A 22,267-nucleotide genomic window follows, 5' to 3' on the forward strand; every position below is an offset into this window, starting at 1 on the left:
CCTGTCAGTGCATCTCTTCTGCAAACCTTTCCGCTCATGCGAATTTCTCTTATCATCACATTATGCTGTTTCTTTTTCTCATTTTGCCATTCCCGGCAGCCGGCACCGGATTGCCATCTGGATATGAGCGCGTTTAGGGATGTATATGATTATCCTGATACGGTAGTTGCAGCAGATATTCCAATCCTTTTTTGTCAGAAAAGACAGGAGTTGTCGAGAGATGATTCCCTTTCCCAATCCCTGATTGGCGCAAAATTTTTCAACAGGTACAAAGAAAATAATCTGAGCATTGGTTTTTCGGGCGAAGAAACATTCCGGTTCACTGCAGCAAGCAGCTATAATTTTTCACCTGTCTGCATCCGGTTCAACCGGCGCGAAATGATTGTTAAAATCTGTGTGGAAGGTGAGTTTGATGACCGCTATGATGATAGCCTGTTGACAGAAAAGGAACAATATGATCTCAGATTTATGGAAAGGATCGTATGGGTAAACAATTACGGTTGCCGACTCTGGAAGAAAAAGTATTATGATTCTATGATCACTGCCGATCCCAGGTTGTTATCCGCGGACTATTTGTTGCAGTTGTATCGAAAACGATTGGTAGATACAACCTGTGTGATCAGCACGAAAAAGATACCACTCACAGAAAAACAGTATTGTTCCTTATTGAAAGAATTGAAGGCAACTGATTTTGGCGAGCTGCCCTGGCAAATCAAAGCGAAATACCCTCCGACGCACGATTCTTACTTGATACTGGAAGCGCATACTGCCAATAAGTTTAAATACATGGTTTGCTCCACTTCAGCAGACCCGCTTCCGGATGTGAGGGAGTTTTGCCTCAAACTGGTGAAAATGGCCGGGCTCGATCCAAAGAAAGTCCGGCTCTGATCATTTCTTTACTTTGGTCATAGACAACTGTCCATGAATGATACCTTTCACTGCTGTTAGGAATGAACCGGCAAATAAATTTTACAAATGATAAAAAAAGAAAAGAGGAAAAATGGACCGGTTCTCACGCCGACATGATACCGGTCCTGTTTGTGCTTACCTGGAAAATATGGTTTGCCGGAATACAGGAGCATTTTGCGTGAGATCGTAAAAAGCTTCCTGTATCTGGCTGACAGTATTGTTGTTCAATGAAAAATTGAGCATAGCCCAGCCATTGTACAACTCTTTGGATGCAGGCTTCCTGTTGGTTGCCCTCCAGGTGATCTGTTTGTTGATCAGGTTAGCTGCATCACCATAGGGCAATGCTGCGTGACCAAGGCATCTCGCATAGGTTTGCGTGCTCAGCTTTGGCGCAGTGATGGGAATATGAATAGGACTGTTGTATACTATTCCATTATGTACATGCCCCCAGTACCATGCATAGGGATCGGAACCGAATGCGGCCCGTATCTGTGCCCAGAGCGGTGAAACATCAGAACAGTCTGCTTCAAACCCGTTATGATGCGTGAAGAGAATGGTCCTGTATGGGTTGAGCCGTAATTGTTGTATGGCTTTGGTTTGCACATCTGATGGAAGACCGATGCTGCCATTCATGAATGCATTGGTTACGGAGGATTGATAAGCGGTGTCGATGCAGGCCAGCGTCCAATCACCGCATTGCAGAAAAAAATAACTGGAGCCCTGTTGTGCACTGAATACGGAATTCATTCCTCCATTGGCGGCATCCAGTGCATCGTTGAAATAACCGATGGCGCCGCTGTACATTTCGTGGTTTGAATTAAGGGTAAAGGAACGGCCTTTATATTGCGGTGGCCAGAAATTGTTCAGGCAGCCAACTTCTTCACCAGGAAAAAAGAAATAGTTTCCGTTGGGGCTGTTGGTCAGCGGCGTGCCTGCATAGTACACATCGCCCACATGTATGATGTAATCCGGGTTTTCTTTAACGATGCTTTGCATGATGCGTTGCAATGTATAGTCGCCGGTACCGCAATCGCCTAATACAGCAATTTTGATAAGGCCTGGTGTAGCGCCAGTGAGATTTATTACCGGCGGAGCCTTATCAGGAAGCTGTTCTCCATGGTACCATAGATTGTGACGGATCGATTGCAGCATATTGAGCACAGCTACCAGCCATCCCTGATCGAAAGTGGCCCATTTCTCTGTACTCAGAACGCTGCCGTCTGTGTAGATGAGCTCACCGGTCTTGAAGAAATCTGCATTTGGTTGCGTCATTTGAGAAGGCTGAATCAGTCCATCCAATGCAAGAATGAGGATCCATGCTTCCGCTTCCTCTTCAGCACTGAACATGGAAAAATCGATTTGTGAGGGATTGTTCAACCAATAAAGAACCAGGCCAAGATCAACTGTGCCTTCGTTAGGTTTGTAGTTGGCAGGTGGTGAAGGGATGAAACCCTGCCATACATTTTTTGCCACCATGAACCTGATCAGTTCATATTCGCAATTGGGAAGAAAATCAAGAAACTCCTGTATGTAGGATGAAACCGGAAGTTCGGTCCGGAATTTCAGTCGCAGCGCGGCTGCTCGGTCCCTCAGGTCCTGCGTTAACATACAAAAGGTTTAAGGTTTAGGGGTTGCTTTACCGTTATTGAAATTACTGCCTTGCACTGAAGTAATGTTCAGTAGTTGTACGCAAGCTTTGTGGAATTGTGGACAGCCACATGGAAAATTCCTATCTTCGCATCTCATTCAAAACCTGCAAAGATTTGAGCCATGTAATTCTTTTGACATATCTCATGTAAGTTCTCCCATCCCCAGGGAGCAGAAATCTTATTTTCATTAATTTAATTGATTATCATGGCTATTTCTCAGAAATATGGCCGGACTTATCATTACCCGTTTTCTCCGGGTACTGAGAGTGACGACCGTATTCAATATGATTACTGGCAACTGTTGCAGCAAATGCAACAGATTGTACATACGGAAAAACTGGATGGAGAAAATAATTGTTTGTCGAGGTACGGTGTATTTGCCCGCTCACACGCGGCGCCCACTACATCTCCATGGACGGAAACGCTGCGCATTTTCTGGCAAAGGATCAGGAATGAACTGGGAACGATGGAGGTCTTTCTCGAAAATCTGTATGCCGTTCATTCCATCGAATATAAAAATATCGATCATCATTTTTACGTGTTTGCTATCCGGGACCGTGATCAATGGCTTGGTTGGGAGGAAACGAAATTCTATGCAGCATTACTGGACCTTCCGATGGTGCCCGAGATATCGGTGTTGAAGCCTGCTGCTGTACGCAGCCACTTTGAGAAGGAACTGCTTTCACTTGCATCCGGTAAAGGAACATTTCAGCCGCATGATGCAAAGGAAGGATATCCGGTTACGATGGAAGGAATTGTAACGCGTAACTGGAATGGATACCCGACAGATGCCTTTGCCGACAATGTATTCAAGTACGTGCGTAAAGGGCATGTAAAAACAGATCAGCATTGGACCCGTAACTGGAAGCGGGCCAAACTAAATCAGGAAGGAGGTAAATATGTGGACTTTCACTGAAAATAAAGATTGGTCATTCATCGAAAAGCAATTCGATTGGGTGAAGGATATGGCGCAGACGCCCCAGGATCCGCTGCATCATGCAGAGGGTAACGTGGCGGTACATACGCAGATGGTGATCGATGGGCTGAAGGCAATGCCGGCATTCAATGCATTACCTGCAGAAACACAGGAGATCATCTGGACTGCCGCTTTACTGCATGATGTGGAAAAACGAAGCACCACTGTTACAGATGAACAGGGCAGGATCAGTTCGCCGGGCCATGCAAAGAAAGGGGCGCAAACTGCGAGATTGATTTTGTACAGGGACCGTGCAACGCCCTTCGCGATCCGTGAGCAGATAGTTGGACTGGTGCGTTATCACGGACTTCCAATCTGGTTGCTGGAACGGCCTGATCCGCTCAAAACCCTGATCAGGGCAGCTTATGAAGTGAATACCGAATGGCTGGCGACTCTCGCAAGGGCAGACATACTGGGAAGGATATGCGAAGACAAAGAAGAAATGTTGTACAGGACCGATTGCTTTGAGGAGTTCTGTAAGGAACATCGATGCTGGGGAACAGAAAAAACGTTTGCAAATCCGCATTCGAAGATGCGTTATCTGCAAACCGATGATGCGCCTGTTGATTATGTTCCTTATGAGAATCCGGCATTCGAAGTGATACTGATGAGCGGGTTACCCGGTGCAGGAAAAGACAGTTTTATCCGCAGGAACTTTTCAGAGATGCCCGTGATCTCGCTGGATGGAATACGGGAAGAATGGAAAGTGGCGGCTGATGATCAAACGGCCAATGGGCGCGTGATCCAGGAGGCGAAGGAGAGGGCGAAAGTACTGTTGCGGCGTGGCGAAGGTTTTGTGTGGAATGCCACCAATACTACCAGGCAGATGCGTGAGCAATTGATCGAATTGTTCCTGACCTATCGTGCTGCGGTGCGGATCGTTTACCTGGAAGTGCCTTACCAGGTGCTGACTGCACAGAACAGGAACCGGGAAGCTGTTGTGCCGCAGAAAGTTTTGGAGCGGCTGATCAACAAACTGGAAGTGCCCGCAGCCTGGGAAGCGCATGCAGTTTCTTTGATCAATCTCAGGGAATTGGCGTAAATTATGGGATGATCATTAATAAAACAATCAATATACATGCACCCGCTACCCGCGTCTGGGAAGCACTTACCACACCTGCTATCATGAAGCGGTGGATGACGGATGCAGAAATGGAAATCATTTCCGATTTTAGAACGGGTAGTGCCATTGTGATCTCCGGGAACCTTCATGGAATTCCTTATGAGAACAAAGGCACTATCCTTCAATATGAGCCATCCTCCGTGCTCAAATATAATTACTGGAGCTCACTCTCACAACATGAGGACCTGCCTGAGAATTACTCTCTGATCACTTTCAGGCTGATGTTTGCGGAAGGCACAACCACACTGGTGTTCACGCAAACGAATTTCACTGAGGATGTGATATTCAAACATTTCAATTTTTACTGGAACACGGCTCTTCAGTTGTTGCGGAAACTCAGCGAAGAAGAGCGCTTGCCGGATCAGTAATAGGTTTGGATCTATTTCCTTTTTTGCCGGTTTTCATTTTCCCATGTACGAAATAATAGAATAATACCCCACAGCCATAGGCTATCATATCCCCCGGATCCCCCGTATACACCCGCGAAAACCCTGGCATCAGCCATTCAAACACAACGGACAGGTACACTGCAATGAAGAGTACATAGCCAAACGGATAATTGTAGGAGCGATCTTTTACTATATAGGTCCGGATGATGGTTATGGTCAGATGTGCAATGGCGGGAACAGCTATCAGGTCAGTCAGATAATCGTTGAATATGGTAATGATCACACCTGCTTTGCGAAAGCCTTGTACCAGCAACCAGAGTAATCCATAACAAATGAACAATGGATCGAAGAGCCGCCTGATCACAGCACTACTGTTACGGCTGTAATCACGGACAATGTGATCAGCGACAAAAAAACGAGAAAAAAATAAAAACCCGAATGCTTGGCCAGCCGGACCAGCTTGCTGTCGTCAGGCTGAATCTCTAAAGATTTCCCTCTCATCTTTTCCAACCACGCGAATCTCTTCTTCCTGGGACTGGATCGTTCATTATTCATAATCTCCCTGATTTTAGAACAAATGTACTAAGTTTTTCAGTATTAGAACAAATGTTCTAAATTTGGAAAATGAACACAAAGGAAAAGATCCTGATCACTGCGCTGGAATTGTACAATGCCCAGGGGATCAGTTCCATCACCAGCCGGCATATTGCAGCGGAGATGGGCATCAGTGCGGGCAACCTGCATTATCATTTCAAGCACACCGATGAGATCATCATTAGTTTGTACAACAGACTGAGTGAGGCTTTCAGCGATATCATCAGCAAGATGAATTTGACAGGGATCGATGGCCCGGGAGCTTTCCGTGTTTTTATCGATCAGACTTTCGAAATTATCTATCGGTATCGTTTTATCTTTTTACATGCAGTGGAGATCAGTTTACGGATACCTTCGGTGAGGAAGGATTACCAGCAATTGATGAAGAGGAGAACAGATGAGTTCATGGCCATATTCCGGCAGTTGATCAGGAAAGGCGTGTTCCGGGAGGACTTCCCCGATAAAGTCTGGAAGGCGCTGGTGACGCATGCTTTCATCGTGATCGATTTCTGGTTGTCTAACAATGAACTGGTGAACAATTTCAAAGGAAAGAAGGCGATCAGTCATTACAGCGAAGTTTTCCTCACTATGTTCTATCCTTATATGACCAGCAAGGCACAGGCTGGTTTTGAATTGTAGCCCCGATTGGCGGTGGTTTCCATTTTTCCAGTTAAATTTAGGAAACCGCCTGCTTATGCGAAACGAGTCTTCTCCCATCTCCCGCAATTTTATCGAAAGCGTGCTGGTGTTGTTGTTGCTGCTGGCGCTGATCATGGCATTGGTAGACACATTGAGGATATTTTTGGGTGTGTTCACTTTTGCCATTATTTTCTATGTATCATTCTCCGCACCATATGAAGGGTTGGTGAGATTGGTGAAGCGCAGGAAACTGGCAGCTGTTCTGTATTCCCTTATTCTCATTGTTATTGTGGCCCTTCCTTTTGTTTATGTGGTCACTGCACTGGGCAGGCATGTGAAAGACCTGATGCACCTGGCAACTGAAGTGAAGGAGAATGGATTGCCACCTTTACCGCCAAATGTATCCAATTGGCCACTTATCGGAGAAAGTATTGCTTCCTTCTGGCAGAACCTGCAGCTCAATCCAAAAGAAACGCTGATGGGATATGAACACCAGTTGCAGGTGGTATTGCACCATCTGCTTACGGGGGGCGCAGGGGTGATCGGAGCAGCGGTACAGGTAATGCTGGGCATCATTATATCAGCATTCATGCTTGTGGCCGGGGATCGTGTATTGCAGCCTGTTAAAGTAACACTGCAGCACCTGCTGGGCAGAAGGGATGGACTCACACTGATGGAGGCTACCGGGCATGCCATTAAAGGTGTGTCCATCGGTGTTATGGGAACGGCTTTCATTGCTACAGTGATCTCCTGGATAGGCTTTGCCATCGCGGGATTGCATTTCAAAATACTGCTGGCGGCGCTTGTGTTTTTCCTGGTGCTGATTCAGGTTGGGCCTTTGATAGTTTGGTTGCCACTCGTAATCTGGGCTGCTCTGGAAGGGCATAGCGGCACTGCTATCTTTCTCGGCATTTATGGGGCACTGGTGCTTGCTGCGGATGCGGTACTGAAACCTGTACTCATAGCGAAAAGCGGAGGCAAACTGCCTTTCCTCGTTCTGTTCACCGGAGTGGTGGGAGGACTGGCCGCATGGGGATTCACCGGCATGTTCAAAGGAGCCATCATCATGGCCGTTTTCTATACCGTGTTCACATCCTGGCTTGAAAAGAAAGCACTGCCTGGTAGCAGGCAGGGTGAAAAAACGGTACCGGCGGTTTGATCAGTTGTTTAGATTTGGTCCATCATTTACCTTATTCATGAAAATAATGGACAATCAGGAAACTCTTCCGTTCCGGGTCCGGCAACAATATGCACTGATTGCGGAATGGTTCAAGCTCAATGGTGGCCGTGAGAAGAACGGCTTCCCCAAACATCCAGAAGTTCCTGCCGGCCTACCATCTGCCGAATCAGCCACGCTTGCACAGATCCAACTCATTGCAGAATTATTCAATGATGGAATATTGGAAAAGTATAAAACCGGACGCGCATCCAATGGCGTGATGCTGGGGCTGATTGCAGAAGAACTGAGATCGATGTTGACCTGATAGTTGTTCGATCAGTCCAGCATCAATATGATCTCATTATTTTTCGCAAGGTCTGTACTCAACGCAAGCGTCTTCACCTGGTTTCCATACCTGATACGCAGCTCCGCCGTATTGGGAGGAATGGATCCGAGATTATCTGCTACAAAAAGTAACCTGTTTTCTCCTTTTTTCAATTTGACCGGGATCTCCTGAATAGCTTTTTTCACAGGAAAGCCTTTCGCGATCCATTGCCCGTTGAAGCGAAGAGAAATGCTGTCACCATCCTGTATTTCAGTATCTCTCAGCTCCAGAATGATGTCTGCCGTGTTCACGGTGAAGCTGGCGACAGGTGTGGTGACCCTGTTATTGACCATAGTATCCGGCGCAGGCTCCTTTGAAGGGTGATGGTAGATGTCGGCTACAATGAAGGTGGCATAAGCGTTGTATCGATTGCCGAATGAGAATTCGTAATCCTTTCCGTCGATAGTGGTTTGCAGATTGCCGGTATTCGGCTGTATATTACCGTAATTATCAGCAAAGAATAGAAAAAGATTACGACCGGTGTCAAGACGCAAATTCTGAACGCGGTTCGCATCAGTGATCTGTTCTTTGGTGAAGATGGCCCTTCCGTTTTGCAGGAGGGTGACTGTGTCTTTGTCGTACCGTTCATTGTCCGCAAGCCTGATTGTGATATTGTCTTGTTTGGATTCAATCCTGTCGTAGATTCCGAAATAGAGTTTGCTGGTCTCCGGATGGAGTATCCTCCCGGCGCTGGAATCAGGAAAAGCTTTGTTGGCTGATTTGGTGAGCGTGATCTTGTTGCGGTACAGGAAATCGCGCAACATTACTTTCGGGACCACGAAAATCTCATCATCGTCATATAATCCACGCATCCAGAAATCTGCCTGGTCTATGAACAGGCGGTTCACGCTGATTTGATTGTCTTTCATATCCAGCGTACCATTCAGGTACCAGAGCCAGATACCGAGTTTGAAAGGTGTTTCCTTCAAAGGATATTTGGAACGGCCGATGCCCAGCTGGTATTCACTTTTTCGCACCAGCAACATTTCATACACTCCGGTGAAAACGCGGTCCTGGATCGTGATCACTGCAGGATAGAGAAGCCCCTGTTCTGGCTTGCCGATCTGTATCTGGAATTGCAGGTCCGACTGATTGGTGCGCTTCAGATTCATCTTCCAGACCCCCGTCCAGGGATCGGATTGTGCATGTGCACGCAGAAATAAAAGGCTGGAAAATAAAAGAAAAATGTACCGCATCAACAGCAACTTAGCTAAAAAATTGATCTTTCTCAAATCTGCATGAATGATGGTTTGGTCAACCGGTTTTAGCAGTTGGTCCATTGGTTGTTTACAATGTGTTGGGACCAGGTAACTTCAGCGTCCATCAATATTCAGACAATGAAGCAATTATTTTTCTGCCTGGCGGCAATCTCCTGTGGATTGTTTTCGCATGCGCAGTCCGGAAAGAATATGGTCACCATCAAAGGTACACTCACCGGTGATCTGAAAGGTTACAACAAGATCTATCTCTACACGCGTACTAGCCGGGATTCTGCCGTGATCCAAAACGGAGAATACAGTTTCAGTTTTCCATTTGAACAACCAACATTCAGGAACCTCTATCCGGAATATCTCCGTCATGGAGGAATGATGTACCAGCCTTTCGGTATACTTATTGCCGGCCCTGGAACTTATTATGTAAACTCCGATGCAGGAAAAGGATTGGCGCAATCTTCGGAAGTGAAAGGACCTGAAGCTGCTGTGGTTTACCGCCGGTTCGAGCAGGAGAGCAGCGCTGCACAAAGGAATGTAAGCATGGCACTGGCAAAACTTTATGGTGATAACTGGTACAGGAAAAATGAAAAGGATGCTGACTACACGGCATTACAACATAGCAGAGACTCTCTGCAGGATTTGTACATGATTCCATTAATTGAAAAACTGCTGAAGGATCATCCCGATTCCTATGCAGGTGCATTTGTATTGGCGGGAGCTGGCCGTCAGGTTTCAACTATAGAGAAAAAGGAAAAACTGCTGGGTATGTTGTCTGCAAAGCTGAAGAAGACCGATCCTGCACAGAAGTTTGCCGATCATATTCAGGGACTGAAGAATTCTGCGATAGGTAAGAAGGTTGCCAATTTTGTGTTGCCTGATCCCGCGGGAAAGGACTTTTCGCTTGAGGAGTTGAAAGGAAAGTATGTGCTGATCGATTTCTGGGCAAGCTGGTGCGCGCCCTGCCGCAAATCATTCCCGCGTATGCGCGAAGTGTACGCAGCTTACAGGGACCAGTCATTCGAGATCTACAGTGTTTCAATCGATGAAGACAAAGCTGCCTGGCTTAAAGCTGTACAAGAAGAAAGCAATCCTTGGAAGCAATCACTGGACAATAAGAATATTTCCCAGAGCCGCTTTGCAGTAACGGGTGTTCCTTCTACTTTCCTGATTGGTCCTGATGGCACCATCATCGCCAGCGAAGTGGGCTTCGATCCCAAAGGCGGTAGTGAAATAGAAAAGAAACTGGCTGAACTTTTCGGAAAAAAAGTTCCTGCTCCGGGGCAGGAAGAAAAAAAGCCGGCAGGAGTGATGAAGGCTATTCCCATGACCAACATGTAAAAAAAATCAGGAATTATGTACAGGATATTTTTGATGCTGATGCTGTTCACTGGTGCTAAAGTGAACGCGCAGATGACAGCCGCCCAGAAATTTCACTGGGATGCAGATACCGCAGCAGTGTTCAGTGTAAAGTCTTTGCCTGTTTGGGACCTGATCAAAGAAACAGGAAAATGGAACGAGATCAGCAATGGCTATGTTCAATCGGTAACGGTTATGGGCGATCATCCCAATCAAACCCGGGTAGTGAAATTTGCCGATGGTAAGGAAAGAAAAGACCTTGTTGCGCAGTATCAACCTGAATACAAAATGATCGTGCTAAAACTGGCTGCCCCATTGCCAGCCGGTATCAAAGAAGGTGTGATGGCATTTTATGTAACGAATAAGGAAGCGGGTGGATCTGAATTGAGGATCACAATCGTTGTGAAAGGTGAAGATGTGCCGAAAGCGGCGCTGGTAGAGGAATTGAAGCAAGAAGCTGCTGCTTATTTAAAAGGAGTATCTGCCAGGGTTTCCGGAAAATAGATATTGATTGTTTCATTCTTACAGGAGGCGGCAGCATCGATTGCCGCCTCTTTTATTTATCTCCGGTTGCTTTCCCTGATGGCCCTTTCGATTCTTCTTGTTCTCTTATCTTCCCTTGCATTTTGCAAAGAGATCACGGCCCAAATGGCGGCCGGGATCCAGCCAATTAGTGTGATCTGAAGGATCAGGCACAGTATGCCGGTCAGTATCCTTCCCCGCAGGATGAAGCTTAGCCAGGGCAATAAGATCGCTAATAAAGTCATGGCTACTGATTTCAGCTAATGTAAAGAAAATCCAGGAAGCAGGATCGTGAAAATGTATTATTGAAAAGCCGTATGTATGTTGTAAGTTTAGTTGCAGAACCTGCTGATCAGGTTCAATAAATCGAAGCTCATGAAAGATCGTTTTGCAGCGTTGAAAGATTTCCTGACAAAAATCCCTGCTATCGAAGGGAATATTGGAACGGGTAATACCAAAGAAGGTTTGTGGTGGCTGAAGTTCAGGATCGATATCAGCAAACCCGTTGCCTGGCAGGTTGTGCAGGAAATTTCTTTTGTGGTGAATAATCTTTCTGTATCTGAGAAATTGCCCACTGTATTTTTCCCTGTTTCACCACCGCCATACCTCAATGGCGGGCCGCAGGAATTCCTCAGCTGGGTGATAGAATGCAATCACTCAGAATTTTCACCCGATGATCTGCAGGAATGGCTGGCGGGCAGATTGCCCAACCCTGTGGACGATCTCAATCAATGGGTAGGGGCCTGGGTAGATGAGTAACGCCCGATTGCTCATCCATTCCAGTGAATGGCTCATTCCTTTTTTCCAGTATTTGGTCTGCTCACCAATTTTGGCGAAAACTACGCCTATGTTTACCTTTTTCTATTGCAGGTCAATTCGCCTGGGAGTGATTGCAGGCTTATGTATGATCACTACTTCCGTTATTGCACAGGGGAATAACAAATCCCCGAAAGCAGAAAAGAAACTGCCGGCAGGAACTTATTACATCGTGAACGTGGAAACAGGAGAAGCAATCACTCCGGCCATGTCTTCTTCCGGGCAGAATGTTTTTTTACAGGAGTTCAATAAAGACGGTACACAAAAATGGAAACTGGTTTCAAAAGGAAAAAAATTCAATATACTTCTCAACGGCTTCAATGATCTTTTCTTTCAACCTCATCCATCAGTAAAAGATCATACGCCCATTATCAGTCTTCCAACCAATGGCAGTGATCAGTACAGCATCGAATCAACACCATCAGGTTATTGGGTGATCAAAAATCAAAATGGTAATTTCCTGAGTGCTTTCATTACTTCAGCTGATAAGGAAATGCGGTTTGGCCCTGTTCCTGACGGAGGCAAGTATCATCTATGGGAATTCAGGCCCATATGATGAGTTGCGGGATGGTTGCAGGAGAAAAAAGTTTTGATTATTTTTCGCGGTCAACCTAAATCCTGAGTACTCATATGAAAACCCTCTGTACCCTTTGGCTGATGTTCCTCAGCCTGCCCATGATGGCGCAAACCAGTGCCAAACCCTCTTTCAACGTTACCGATTCTTCCTGCATCACAGAGTGCAAAGCCCGCGTGGAACAATTCAGAAAAGATGGAAATGCAGACAGATTCCAGCTTGATGAAGAATTCTTTTGTCATGTTTCTAAATTCGACAAACAAAAGGGAGCCAGCAAGCTTCAGTTGGTCAATCTGGGAGATGACAAAGTAATGTCTGTAACCATTCTGCAGATGCAGGTGAATGCCACCAATGTAAAAGGACAAACCGGCACACTCACTGCGGACGAGCCACTTGATTTGCTGAAAGACGCTTCCTTTTCGCGTTGCAGGATCCTGAACCTGGATCTTGGGAAAGGCATTTTCGGCGCCGTGGTCCTGAATGAGGTGGAATCACTCCGGCTCAGGATCATTTACGACGGAAAAGAAAAGATTTACGTTGTTGGAAAAGAAAAATGATCATCAACTATTAAACACAGGAAGGCAGCCTCGTGCTGCCTTTTTTAGTGTCGTGAAATGCCCTCTGGGAACGGATCTCTGCAACGCTGAATTGCTTACCTTAGTAGTGTGCAGGTGTTTACAAATTGTCGTTTTCTTCTTTCTTTACCCAAAAACAACTTTATGAAGAATTTGCTGTTTACCATCCTGTTGTTCAGCGGTGGTTTTGTTGTATCTGCTCAGGAATCAGGAAAAGTGTACAACAAAGCCCTGGCCGATTCTCTGGGTGCCGATAAATATGGAATGAAGAGTTACATTTTTGTAATATTGAAAACCGGAAGCAATACCACTACTGATAAAGATAAGCTGAGCCTGCTGTTTCGCAGACATATGGAAAATATAGGAAGACTGGCGAAGGAAGGAAAACTGGTGGTGGCCGGCCCTTTCAAAAAGAATGATAAATCCTTCCGTGGTATTTTCATCCTGAACGTTCGAACTGTTGAAGAAGCAAAAGCATTGCTGGATACAGATCCGGCTATCAAAGAAAAAGTATTGGATGCCGAAATACTGGAATGGTACGGATCGGCGGCCTTGCCGATGTATCTTCCTTATCATGGAAAAATAGAAGAGCAGCAACCATAACTTATGAGTTGGTAACGCTTACAAATAAACTTTGCAACGATGTACGAGAAAAAGATACCAGAGAGGTATGAATGTGGCATCAGCATTGCCATGAAGGTGCTGGGTGGAAAATGGAAATCACTGATCATCGAATATATTCACAGGGGTGTAAGGCGCCCGAGCGAATTGCACCGTACCGTAGACCAGGCCAATCCAAGAGTGATCAATATGGCATTGAAAGAACTCGAAGATTATGGCATTGTCACAAAAACCGTTTATCCCGGCCTGCCTTTGAAAGTGGAATATTTCCTGACCCGTTTAGGCGAAAGCATATTGCCCGTACTCGATGCCATGGAGCAATGGGGCAATAAGCACAGGGAGGAAATTGTCCCGGATTATTCCATGCCTGACAAGCCTCCATGCGCAGGTATTCCTCCTTTATTGACAAACTTTGAATTTTCTGGAAAATTGGAATAGTGTCCTTACGAGTTTGGCCCCGAAGGGCGAATGAGCATCTTCACATGCAAAGCCGGCTGGCCGAAAAAGACAAAAAAATCAGAAGTCTCCTTTATAATATTTCGCTTTTATATCCGGGATCAATGCTGCAAGATTCTTCATTCTCGTTTCATCTGAAGGATGGGTTGACAGGAATTCAGGCGTTTTTGTTTTTCCATTTGCCTGGGACATTCGTTGCCATAATGCAACGGACTCAGTTGGATCGTAGCCTGCCATACTCATGAAGATCAGTCCCAGCTTGTCTGCTTCACTTTCCTGTAAACGGCTGTTGGGGAGGGAATAAGCAAGATTGGATCCGATCATATAAAGACCAAGAAACAAAACCTGTGTTTCTTTTTTCTTTTCCTTTAATGCTTCCTGGAGTACAAGACCACCCAGGTTCACCAGTAATCCCTGGCTCATTCTTTCATTACCATGCCTGGCAATGGCATGGGCGATCTCATGTCCCATTACAAAAGCGAGTGCTGTTTCGTTCTGTGTAACCGGCAGCAATCCGGTATACACCACTACTTTTCCTCCGGGCATACACCAGGCATTTACAATGTTTTCATCGATGGTGTTGAATTCCCAGCTGAGATGTTTGAGGTCTTTCTGGAAATTGTTCTGCTGCATGTACAATTCAACAGCTTTCTGTATCCTTGTACCGATCCGGGTCACCATTGCAGCACGTTCATCCTGTGCCGGCAGTGTACGGCTGACTTTCACAATGGAGTCGTATTCGGAAAAAGCGAGTTCCTTGATCATGAAATCCGGAACAATGTTCAATTGTTTCCGTCCGGTTACAGGAACGGTTTTACAGGAAATGAAAAAAGATGATATGAGAACAATGAACAATAGAGACCTGTGCATTTTTCTTGTTTTCATAAAACTATTTCTTCCCCTTAACGCTTGCAATCCCATAAAAGGGGGATAATCAGAGCCGGTAGCTGCACCTGCTTGGATCTTTATCGTTAATTTAGAACTTCATGCAAATCTGAAAAACATGCCAGGATTAAAAGCAATTCACCATATAGCCATCATTTGTTCAGATTATGAACGCTCGAAGTATTTCTATACACAAGTTCTGGGCCTTTCTGTGATCCGGGAAGTTTACCGGGAAGCTCGGCAATCCTGGAAGCTGGACCTGGCCCTTGACGGCGAATACCTGATTGAGCTTTTCTCTTTTCCGGAACCGCCTCCACGTCCTTCACGTCCCGAGGCTTGCGGATTAAGACACCTGGCTTTCCAGGTTGATAATATAGAAGCTACGGTTGCTGTTTTGCAAAAAGAACAGGTTGTTACAGAACCTGTAAGAACTGATGAATATACCGGAAAGCGATTCACGTTTTTTGCAGATCCGGATGGCCTCCCGCTTGAGTTGTATGAAATCTGACCTGCCATCCATTCAAGAGTTTGCACTTTAGCCATTAATTGAATTAATGGTTAGAGGAAATGCCAGCCCGTATCTTGGTTGCCTGCTTGCCAGTATCATGAAGCCAGTACAGGAATAAGTAAGTTTTTCCGCATCTCGAAACAGAAATCCCTGATTCCGTACCCTTAAGGGAGAGCTATCTTCTAGTTTTGCTGCCTCCAATAAAATGGCCAAAACTAAAAGGAATGAATTACTTCAGAGCGTTATTATCGGCTGTACTTTGCCTCAGTGTAGTATTTGTTCATGCACAAAAATCAGGTACAGCCACTGTTTCGGGGACGGTCCGTTCAACTGGCGGGGAAGCAGTTTCAGGGATCACTGTGAGCCTGAAAGGCGCATCGATTACAACCGTTACAGATGAAAACGGTAAATTTCTCCTGAAAAACATACAGGCAGGAACTTATACACTGCAGATATCTTCTGTGGGTTACACCACTCTCGAGCACGCCATCACTGTAAAACCTGGTGTTCCGCAGGACATCAGCTTTACACTTTCCCGGAACAGAAAGGAAATGCAGGCGGTTACCATAACAGGAAAATCGAAAATTCAGGAAATCAAAGAGTCTGGTTTTGCAGTAAATGCCATCGAGACCAAAAAATATGCGAATACAACCGCTGACCTAAACCAGATCCTTAACCGAACTACTGGTGTCCGGATCAGGGAACAGGGCGGACTTGGTTCTGATTTCAAATTTTCCATTAACGGTTTGTCCGGCAAACAGGTGAAATTCTTTATCGACGGCATTCCGATGGAAGTGATGGGAAGCGCCATGTCCCTGAATAATATCCCCGTGAATCTCGCAGACCGCCTGGAAGTATATAAAGGCGTGGTGCCGGTACAGTTAGGTGCGGATGCCATGGGCGGTGCAGTGAACGTGGTAACCAATCAAAAAGCCACCAGCTATCTCGACGTAAGTCATAGCTATGGTTCCTTCAATACACATAGGTCTGCTTTGACGGGTCAGTTTGCCGATAAAAAGACTGGCATCATCGTTAAGGCCAGTGGTTTCCTGAATTCATCTGATAATAATTATAGGATGAAGGGCGTGGACGTGATAACAGGCGGCACAAAGAACGGTAATTTCATTACCGACTTCAACGGTGCGGAATATGTTGTGGCCGATGCAAAACGTTTTCACGATAATTACTTTTCCATTCTCGGCCAGCTCGAAGCAGGCATCACCAACAAGAAATGGGCGGATGTGCTGATGATCGGCCTTGGTTACAATGAAGCACACCAGGACCTGCAAACCGGGTTCGATCAAAAAACAGTTTATGGAAAAGTGGAAAGGAACAGTTACGCAAAAAGCGCCACTATCCGCTATAAGAAAGATGATCTCTTTGTAAAAGGTTTAAGCCTGAGCACATTTGCAGCCCGCTCAAAAGATACTTACAGGACCATCGATACCCTTTTCGGAAAATACGACTGGGGCAATATCTGGTATGAAAGCGGATACACTGAAATGGGTAAAAGTGTAAAAACGATCGGTGTGATCGAAAGGCACAGGACCTATGCCATGGCCAATATCAGCTATGTGATCAATCCTCAGCACTCCCTGAACCTGAACTATACACTGGACCATCTGAAAAATGAAAACTTCAATGAGGTCTTCAAGGATTTCGATACCCTTCCAGGAAAGATCAACAAGAATATTCTCGGATTGGCATATCAGCAAAACCTGCTGGAAGGAAGACTGGTAAACACTTTTTTCACCAAGTATTATAGCCTCGGCCTGAACCGCGCGAAATACATCGATCGTATTCTGACATCCCAGGATACCACTGCCGGAAACTGGGGTTATGGTATCGCGGCCAGGTATAAACTCACGGAAGGCCTTGGTATCAAAGCATCTTACGAACATGCTTACCGCTTACAGGATGTGGAGGAAGTATTTGGAGACGGATTGAACCTGCAGGGCAATCCTGATCTGAAACCTGAAAGCAGCGACAATTTCAACCTGGGTGCATTCTATAATTTCAAGATCGATAAACATTCATTTTATATCGAAGCATCAGGGTTCTACCGCGATGCAAAAGATTTCATTTTTCCTGTACCAGATCTTCGCTCCAATGTGCTGAAGAACGAGAACCAGTCAAGTGTACGTATAACAGGATTCGAATCTGAACTTAGGTATAATTATGATCAACTGTTCTCTGTGACCCTGAACATGACCTATCAAAATGCGATCAATACTACAAAGCAGGGACAAACTGAATCTTATTATGTAGAAGGTACTTATAAAAACAAGATACCCAACCAACCCTGGTTGTTTGGTAATGCAGATTTCACAATCGGGAAGAGTGATGTGTTCAAAAAAGGGACCAGGTTGCAGTTCAACTGGTTCACGCAATACATCAACTGGTTCTACCTGACCTGGGAAAGCAAAGGAAACCCGAATGGTAAATCAGATATTCCCACGCAGTTTGTACAAAATGCTTCACTTAGTTATTCACTGCAGAATGGCAGGTACAATATTTCAGCTGAATGCAGGAATCTGACGGACCGCCTGACCTATGACAACTTCAGGCTGCAAAAACCAGGCAGGTCCTTCTTCGTTAAATTCCGGTATTTCTTACATTAATCTATCCTTCGGTTCAAATCAAAAGTTTCATGAAAAGACTAATCAATATATCAGTATCATTCCTGACAATCGCAACTGTTCTTTTTTCCATCAGTGGTTGTGAAAAAAGAGACATTGGAAATGTTGAAGCAGGAACACAATATTCGGCCATTCTCTGTGTGGGCAGCTGGCCCAATACTGCCTATTATATTTCCAGTATTTCATCACTCACCAGTGGCACCATCAGCCTGAAAGGCAATGGCGCTGAAATGACCGGTAAGGTATATGCGCAGGATGTGATCCAGAAAGATGGCTATTATTATCATGCCAATGCCACGAGTGGCCGGTTGGGAAAATACCATGTTGAGAATGGAGTGTTGTTGATCGATAAAGAGATCCCCTTTTCCTGGCTGAACTGGTCTGCCTACACATGGGTGGATAACAATACCCTGGTAATCATCGGTGATGGTAAGGGAGAAGCGCGTTACGCAATTGTAAAAGTGGACAAAATGACTATCAAAACCGGCAGTCTTGCACTGGATGCTATTCCGGAGGGATTCAGCACTTACAATATTGGTTTTGCTGAATACAGGGACAATAAATTGTTCCTGGGATACGGTTTCGGTTCAACAGACTGGACACAGTATCCTAACATGCCGGTGTATCCGAAATCTTTTGTTGCTGTGATCGATTATACCGATATGGTAGTTGAGAAGTCGCTGGAAGATAATCGCAGCAATGGATTTGGCGGGCCAACCGTATATGCGCCCAGCTCTTTCATCGATGAGAACAATGATCTCTATTTCATCAGTGACCCGGTAGGTATTTACGATTACAATTCTCCATCTGCCATGTACCGTATCAAAAACGGCTCTACAGAGATCGATCCCACTTATTTCTTTAACTATTCTGCCGCTGCCAATAATGAAAAAGCTCCGGCGATATGGTATATCGGAAATGGAAAAGCGATTGTGAGATCCCGCATCAACGGGCAATCTATCGATACAGACCACTATTATACCGTGATTGATGTTCAGAACGGAGCTTTGATCAAAAAGCTGGATCTGCCTGCTGATAAAGGCGAGAGAATGGTGAATGCAGTGATTGTGGAAGATGGAAAAGCTTATATCGCAGTGAATGCAGCGGACAGGGATTATATCTGGGAATACGATCCTGCCAGTGATAAGCTTACCAAAGGAGTGGAGTTTGTAGGGGGGATCGATTATATCCTGCGAATAGAAAAATTGAAATAAGAATAACAGAGTTGTGATGATGTCTTTCAAAAAGATCAATGCCTGGTTCCATTTGTGGTTTGGGCTGGCTTCAGGGATCGTGGTTTTCATTCTGGGGATCACGGGCTGCGCCATTGTGTTCAAAGATGAAATAAAAAGTCTCACTCAACCCTGGTTGCATGCCGCCAGGCCTGCGGATGGAAAGTTGTTGCCTCCTTCGGTATTGGTCAATTCCCTGCAAAAGCAGGTGCCCGGAAAACATATCGAGTCAGTATGGTATCACGGGGAAAACAGGACGGCGCATTTCAATATTCATGAATCCGATTCCATCGCATTCGTGAATCCCTATACGGCTGAAGTGGTAGCGCTGGTGGACCATGAAGATGCTTTCCATTTTTTTGAAGACGGTCATTATTATCTCTGGCTGCCCCGCGAGATTGGTCACCAGGTAGCCGGATGGGGTACACTTATCTTCTTCCTGCTGCTGATCAGCGGACTGATCCTGTGGTGGCCGAAAAAATGGAATAAGAGAAACCGGGACCAAGGTTTCAAAATAAAATGGAACGCAAAGTTCAAACGCCTGAACTACGATCTGCACAATGTATTGGGCTTCTATTCCCTGATAGTGGCCATCATCTTTGCCTTTACAGGATTGATGATGAGCTTTGCCTGGTTCAATAAAGGTGTTTACTGGCTGGCAGGCGGAGAGAACAAACCCCGTATACAGGCTGTGTCTGATACCACTACCAATCTGAAAACAGACCTGATGATGCAGGTGGACAAAGCCTGGCACAAAGGCATCTATGAGCTGGCCGAGCAGCGTCCGTTTGATATTCTCATGCATTTCCCCGAAACACCCTCAGAAGCCATCTATGTTTGTACTGATATGTACAACGGAACCTGGAGGGATGTTTATCTCGATCAATATACTTTGGCTGAATTACCCGCTTCACAGAAAAGAGTAAGGGACGAGGACTTCGCTTCCTGGATCCGCAGGTACAATTACGGATTGCATGTTGGACTGTACGGTGGGATCACCATCAAGATCATCTACTTCATTGTGAGCCTGATCTGCGCCAGTTTACCTGTTACAGGCTTTTATATTTGGTGGGGTAGAAGAAGAAAGAAGAAGTCAATTGTTCCCCGCAAACGAAAGGAGCTGGAAGTAACGACTGCCTGATCTTCCAACAATTACTGCACAGATTTGTTTCTATGGTAGCCTGGCTCAATTTTTTCTGTAAAGAAAAACAGGTACAGGTAATTATCAAAAAATAGAAAAATGAAACAGTTCTGTGTTTTCCTGTTGTCTGTAATATTGCTCAATCCGGTTACTGCGCAAACCGGCCGTCCTGTATTGGACATCATGCTCACTAATTACGACTATCCGTTTGAGGTGCATTTTCTGAACCTGAAAAGTCAAAACCAGGAATTGAAAATGGCGTATATGGATGTGCATCCCAGGCAAGCGAATGGAAAAACCGTTGTGCTCCTGCATGGCAAGAATTTCAACGGTGCTTATTGGAAAGGCACCGTTGAAGCATTGACGGCGGAAGGATATCGCGTGGTGGTTCCGGACCAGATCGGTTTTGGAAAATCCTCAAAGCCTGAAGGCTATCAGTTTTCATTTCAACAGCTGGCGCAAAATACCAAAGCCGTTCTTGATGAGTTGAAGATCGATAAGATCTGCCTGCTGGGCCACTCGATGGAGGCATGCTGGCTACCAGGTTCACGCTGATGTATCCTGAAAAAGTAGAGAAGCTGGTGCTGGAAAATCCGATCGGCCTGGAAGACTGGAAACTTGTTGCGCCTTATACATCCATCGACCAGAATTATCAGAACGAACTAAAGGCGAACTACGAGTCAGCAAAGAAATACCAGCTGGAATTCTACTACGATAAAAAATGGAAACAGGAATACGATGAATGGGTGTATTTACTTACAGGCTGGACTAAACACCCGGATTATCCTGTAGTGGCATTGAACAATGCACAAACTTCCGACATGATCTTTACCCAGCCTGTAGTTTATGAATTCCAATATATCAAATCACCCACATTGCTGATCATCGGCACAAGGGACCGGACCGCGATTGGAAAAAATAATGTGAAGGACGAGGCGGCCCGCGAAAGGATGGGCCAGTACCAGTTGCTGGGAAAGGAAACACAGAAGAAGATCCCCCACTCGCAATTAGTGGAATTGGATAATGTTGGACACCTTCCGCATATTGAGGTCTTTGACCGGTTCATCAAACCACTGTCCACTTTTCTTTCTTCCACTCAAAAATGAATTTACTCCTGGCCGTGGTAACAATCTTCGCATAGTTGCCAGCGTTATCTTTCCTGAATTCCATTTTGAAATCCGGCCCTTTCGTAAAGAAGTGGTCAACCTGATATGGATATACAGGGATTTTGGTTATCTGGTCTGCAGGGTTGGAACCTTCAATATACAATTGCCCGTTTTCCAGAGTGACTAATATTTTGTGCTCTTCATTGAGTGCGTATACTCCCGTATATTGCTGCAGCATGGCAGCAGTGATGGAGAACTCTGCAAGTACCGGCTTACCGAGGCTGAGTTGTGTTACCTGATTGATCAGGTCCATTGTTCGGGCATCCGTTTCCTGCGACCGGCCATTTACCAGGAATGCCATAAATATATCCTCCTCCGGGAAATAGCGGATCTCTGCTCCGAATCCCATGACGGAGCCATCGTGCCTGTAACATCTTTTCCCCAAAATTGTCTGGTTCATCCATCCCAAACCATAGGTTGAAGTATTCCCATTTTTCAATTTCACCGGAGCCAGTACTGAATCAAGCATTTGTTTTCCCAATAAAACCTGTTTGAAAACGGCTTGGTTCCACTTAAAAAGATCTCCCACTGTTGACAGGAGGTGGCCGCAGGCAAATCCCAATGAAAGGCTTTGGTAGGAAGCGTTTTCAAAGGCACTGTCTTGTTTCGGGTGGCCAGGCGCCCAGGAGCAGGATCGTATTAAGGAGACCGGATAAAGTCATTTTCAATTATTTTGAGGCCGGAAGGAAGTATGATCAAATGTAGTTTTTAATATTTTACCTTATGCGGAATATGTGTA

Annotated in this window: 27 protein-coding genes; 20 read left to right on the top strand and 7 right to left on the bottom strand. The window is 45.5% G+C overall.

Annotated elements, in window-relative coordinates:
* The first annotated feature begins 378 nt into the window (after positions 1–378).
* A complete protein-coding gene (locus tag FSB84_RS12480; RefSeq protein WP_130541134.1) occupies positions 379–888 on the top strand; it encodes a hypothetical protein in 510 nt (169 codons plus the stop codon).
* 156 nt (positions 889–1,044) lie between these two features.
* Here FSB84_RS12480 and FSB84_RS12485 read toward each other — a convergent pair whose 3' ends face one another.
* Positions 1,045–2,517, bottom strand: coding sequence for a metallophosphoesterase family protein (locus FSB84_RS12485; RefSeq protein WP_130541132.1), 1,473 nt, complete (start codon positions 2,515–2,517; stop codon positions 1,045–1,047).
* 246 nt (positions 2,518–2,763) lie between these two features.
* On the opposite strand from FSB84_RS12485, the gene FSB84_RS12490 reads away from it, so the two are divergent.
* From FSB84_RS12490 to FSB84_RS12500, 3 genes are read left to right on the top strand one after another with little or no spacing between them, the layout of a single operon-like run.
* Positions 2,764–3,474, top strand: coding sequence for an RNA ligase family protein (locus tag FSB84_RS12490; RefSeq protein ID WP_130541130.1), 711 nt, complete (start codon positions 2,764–2,766; stop codon positions 3,472–3,474).
* A complete protein-coding gene (locus FSB84_RS12495; RefSeq protein WP_130541128.1) occupies positions 3,458–4,576 on the top strand; it encodes an AAA family ATPase in 1,119 nt (372 codons plus the stop codon). The genes FSB84_RS12490 and FSB84_RS12495 overlap by 17 nt, the downstream gene beginning before the upstream one ends.
* A gap of 8 nt (positions 4,577–4,584) precedes the next feature.
* A complete protein-coding gene (locus tag FSB84_RS12500) occupies positions 4,585–5,025 on the top strand; it encodes an SRPBCC family protein (protein WP_130541126.1) in 441 nt (146 codons plus the stop codon).
* Here FSB84_RS12500 and FSB84_RS12505 read toward each other — a convergent pair.
* Entirely contained in the window at positions 4,994–5,410 is a 417-nt protein-coding gene (locus tag FSB84_RS12505) for a hypothetical protein (RefSeq protein WP_130541124.1), read from the bottom strand. The two genes, FSB84_RS12500 and FSB84_RS12505, sit on opposite strands and share 32 nt — an antisense overlap.
* On the bottom strand, positions 5,407–5,601 hold the full coding sequence (locus FSB84_RS12510; protein WP_130541122.1) for a hypothetical protein: 195 nt from the start codon (positions 5,599–5,601) through the stop codon (positions 5,407–5,409). The genes FSB84_RS12505 and FSB84_RS12510 overlap by 4 nt, the downstream gene beginning before the upstream one ends.
* Positions 5,602–5,670: 69 nt before the next feature.
* Here FSB84_RS12510 and FSB84_RS12515 point away from each other — a divergent pair, with 69 nt between their 5' ends.
* The 3 genes from FSB84_RS12515 to FSB84_RS12525 are packed head-to-tail and all read left to right on the top strand — an operon-like array spanning position 5,671 to position 7,763.
* On the top strand, positions 5,671–6,279 hold the full coding sequence (locus FSB84_RS12515) for a TetR/AcrR family transcriptional regulator (protein ID WP_130541120.1): 609 nt from the start codon (positions 5,671–5,673) through the stop codon (positions 6,277–6,279).
* A 55-nt stretch (positions 6,280–6,334) separates the two neighbouring features.
* Positions 6,335–7,438 (top strand): AI-2E family transporter, encoded by a 1,104-nt coding sequence (locus FSB84_RS12520; RefSeq protein WP_130541118.1) that lies wholly within the window; start codon positions 6,335–6,337, stop codon positions 7,436–7,438.
* Between the two features lie 37 nt (positions 7,439–7,475).
* On the top strand, positions 7,476–7,763 hold the full coding sequence (locus tag FSB84_RS12525) for a hypothetical protein (RefSeq protein ID WP_130541116.1): 288 nt from the start codon (positions 7,476–7,478) through the stop codon (positions 7,761–7,763).
* An 11-nt stretch (positions 7,764–7,774) separates the two neighbouring features.
* On the opposite strand, the gene FSB84_RS12530 is transcribed toward FSB84_RS12525, so the two are convergent.
* On the bottom strand, positions 7,775–9,103 hold the full coding sequence (locus tag FSB84_RS12530; protein ID WP_130541114.1) for a hypothetical protein: 1,329 nt from the start codon (positions 9,101–9,103) through the stop codon (positions 7,775–7,777).
* Between the two features lie 57 nt (positions 9,104–9,160).
* Between FSB84_RS12530 and FSB84_RS12535 the strand changes: the two genes are divergently transcribed.
* Positions 9,161–10,375 carry a TlpA disulfide reductase family protein gene (locus FSB84_RS12535; RefSeq protein WP_158643877.1) on the top strand — a complete coding sequence of 405 codons (1,215 nt, stop codon included), beginning with the start codon at positions 9,161–9,163 and terminating at the stop codon, positions 10,373–10,375.
* Positions 10,376–10,390: 15 nt separating this feature from the next.
* Entirely contained in the window at positions 10,391–10,897 is a 507-nt protein-coding gene (locus FSB84_RS12540; protein ID WP_130541111.1) for a hypothetical protein, read from the top strand.
* 56 nt (positions 10,898–10,953) lie between these two features.
* Here FSB84_RS12540 and FSB84_RS12545 read toward each other — a convergent pair whose 3' ends face one another.
* Entirely contained in the window at positions 10,954–11,160 is a 207-nt protein-coding gene (locus tag FSB84_RS12545; protein WP_127130571.1) for a YqaE/Pmp3 family membrane protein, read from the bottom strand.
* Between the two features lie 130 nt (positions 11,161–11,290).
* Between FSB84_RS12545 and FSB84_RS12550 the strand changes: the two genes are divergently transcribed.
* The 5 genes from FSB84_RS12550 to FSB84_RS12570 all read left to right on the top strand — a co-directional run bounded on the left by FSB84_RS12550 (position 11,291) and on the right by FSB84_RS12570 (position 13,939).
* Complete coding sequence (locus FSB84_RS12550; RefSeq protein ID WP_130541109.1) at positions 11,291–11,674, top strand: hypothetical protein; 384 nt, start codon at positions 11,291–11,293, stop codon at positions 11,672–11,674.
* Between the two features lie 88 nt (positions 11,675–11,762).
* Positions 11,763–12,287: an RICIN domain-containing protein gene (locus FSB84_RS12555; protein ID WP_130541108.1), complete on the top strand. Its 525-nt coding sequence runs from the start codon at positions 11,763–11,765 to the stop codon at positions 12,285–12,287.
* 74 nt (positions 12,288–12,361) lie between these two features.
* Entirely contained in the window at positions 12,362–12,862 is a 501-nt protein-coding gene (locus tag FSB84_RS12560; RefSeq protein ID WP_130541106.1) for a hypothetical protein, read from the top strand.
* A gap of 162 nt (positions 12,863–13,024) precedes the next feature.
* A complete protein-coding gene (locus FSB84_RS12565; protein WP_130541104.1) occupies positions 13,025–13,483 on the top strand; it encodes a YciI family protein in 459 nt (152 codons plus the stop codon).
* A 39-nt stretch (positions 13,484–13,522) separates the two neighbouring features.
* Positions 13,523–13,939, top strand: a complete 417-nt coding sequence (locus FSB84_RS12570) for a winged helix-turn-helix transcriptional regulator (protein ID WP_130541102.1) — start codon at positions 13,523–13,525, stop codon at positions 13,937–13,939.
* Positions 13,940–14,017: 78 nt separating this feature from the next.
* On the opposite strand, the gene FSB84_RS12575 is transcribed toward FSB84_RS12570, so the two are convergent.
* A complete protein-coding gene (locus FSB84_RS12575) occupies positions 14,018–14,827 on the bottom strand; it encodes a M48 family metallopeptidase (protein ID WP_130541101.1) in 810 nt (269 codons plus the stop codon).
* A 133-nt stretch (positions 14,828–14,960) separates the two neighbouring features.
* Between FSB84_RS12575 and gloA2 the strand changes: the two genes are divergently transcribed.
* The 6 genes from gloA2 to FSB84_RS31040 all read left to right on the top strand — a co-directional run bounded on the left by gloA2 (position 14,961) and on the right by FSB84_RS31040 (position 21,468).
* Positions 14,961–15,350: an SMU1112c/YaeR family gloxylase I-like metalloprotein gene (gloA2, locus tag FSB84_RS12580; protein WP_130541099.1), complete on the top strand. Its 390-nt coding sequence runs from the start codon at positions 14,961–14,963 to the stop codon at positions 15,348–15,350.
* 224 nt (positions 15,351–15,574) lie between these two features.
* The gene (locus FSB84_RS12585; RefSeq protein ID WP_130541097.1) at positions 15,575–17,971 is read left to right on the top strand and encodes a TonB-dependent receptor; all 2,397 of its coding nucleotides are present in this window, start codon (positions 15,575–15,577) and stop codon (positions 17,969–17,971) included.
* A 29-nt stretch (positions 17,972–18,000) separates the two neighbouring features.
* Positions 18,001–19,203, top strand: coding sequence for a DUF4374 domain-containing protein (locus FSB84_RS12590; protein WP_130541095.1), 1,203 nt, complete (start codon positions 18,001–18,003; stop codon positions 19,201–19,203).
* 16 nt (positions 19,204–19,219) lie between these two features.
* Entirely contained in the window at positions 19,220–20,362 is a 1,143-nt protein-coding gene (locus FSB84_RS12595; RefSeq protein WP_207234257.1) for a PepSY-associated TM helix domain-containing protein, read from the top strand.
* Between the two features lie 99 nt (positions 20,363–20,461).
* Entirely contained in the window at positions 20,462–20,917 is a 456-nt protein-coding gene (locus tag FSB84_RS31035) for an alpha/beta fold hydrolase (protein ID WP_207234256.1), read from the top strand.
* Positions 20,893–21,468 carry an alpha/beta fold hydrolase gene (locus FSB84_RS31040; protein ID WP_207234255.1) on the top strand — a complete coding sequence of 192 codons (576 nt, stop codon included), beginning with the start codon at positions 20,893–20,895 and terminating at the stop codon, positions 21,466–21,468. The genes FSB84_RS31035 and FSB84_RS31040 overlap by 25 nt, the downstream gene beginning before the upstream one ends.
* On the opposite strand, the gene FSB84_RS12605 is transcribed toward FSB84_RS31040, so the two are convergent.
* Positions 21,428–22,168: a serine hydrolase gene (locus FSB84_RS12605; protein ID WP_130541093.1), complete on the bottom strand. Its 741-nt coding sequence runs from the start codon at positions 22,166–22,168 to the stop codon at positions 21,428–21,430. The two genes, FSB84_RS31040 and FSB84_RS12605, sit on opposite strands and share 41 nt — an antisense overlap.
* Between the last annotated feature and the right edge of the window lie 99 nt (positions 22,169–22,267).

The organism is Pseudobacter ginsenosidimutans, assembly GCF_007970185.1.
GTDB classification, from domain to species: Bacteria; Bacteroidota; Bacteroidia; order Chitinophagales; family Chitinophagaceae; genus Pseudobacter; species Pseudobacter ginsenosidimutans.